1 protein-coding gene is annotated in these 888 nt (G+C 66.3%); it reads right to left on the bottom strand.

Annotated features, from left to right (window positions below; genetic code table 11):
- The coding region (locus tag AB1460_RS37870) for an IS30 family transposase (RefSeq protein WP_368967404.1) at positions 1-815 on the bottom strand (815 nt) is incomplete at its 3' end.
- Between the last annotated feature and the right edge of the window lie 73 nt (positions 816-888).

Raw genomic sequence — 888 nt, 5'->3', positions numbered from 1 at the left:
GTGTTCTCGTTGCTCCCACGCTGCCACGGGGAATGCGGATCGCAGAAGTAGACAGGAATACCAGTCGTGACGGTGAACCGAGCATGCTCGGCCATCTCGGTACCCTGGTCCCAGGTAATCGACCGGAACAGAGCCTCGGGAAGCTCCCGCACCTTCAACGCAAGGATGAGCGCGACCCGGTCAGCGAACCGATCGTAGGGAACACGCGCGAGCATGACGAACCGTGTCTGACGCTCGACCAAGGTCAGGATCTGGCTGGCCCCGGCCTTGCCCACGACCATGTCCCCTTCCCAGTGGCCAGGCACCGCCCGGTCAACGACCTCCGCGGGCCGCTCGGAGATGCTGACCATGCCAGCGATCCTGGCCTGCTTCGGCCGCGTCGACCCCTGCGGCCGGCGAACCACCCGCCCGGACCGCAGCGCCAGCTTCAGCTGCGTCCGCAGCTCGCCCCGCGCCTGCACGAACAGCGTCTGATAGATCGTCTCGTGCGACACGCGCATCTCCGGGTCGTCCGGGAACTCCTTGACCAGCCTGTTCGCCACCTGCTCCGGAGAATAGTCAGCGGCCAGACGCTCGGCGACCGCGTCGTGCAACCTCCGATCCTTCTCCAGCTTGAACGCCTTCGGCCGCCGGCGGTTCTCCTGCGCACGCCGCTGAGCGTCCGCGGCCCGGTAGTTCACGTTGCCGCCGTTCCGTGTTACTTCACGGCTGATCACCGACTGACTGCGGTTCAGCAGCACCCCGATCGCCCGGTGCGACAACTCCGCCGCCAGCCCCCTGGAGATCGACTCCCGATCCTCCAAGGTCAACTCCACGCCCCGCACCCAGCCCTCCGATCAACAGATCACCCTTCTACCAGGGCTGATGCACTGACCGTCTGAGACCGCC

Source organism: Parafrankia sp. FMc2, assembly GCF_041008525.1.
In the GTDB taxonomy this organism is placed as follows: domain Bacteria; phylum Actinomycetota; class Actinomycetes; order Frankiales; family Frankiaceae; genus Parafrankia.
The sequence above is the reverse complement of the archived record's forward strand: the minus strand, read 5'-3'. Positions and strand labels throughout refer to the sequence as shown.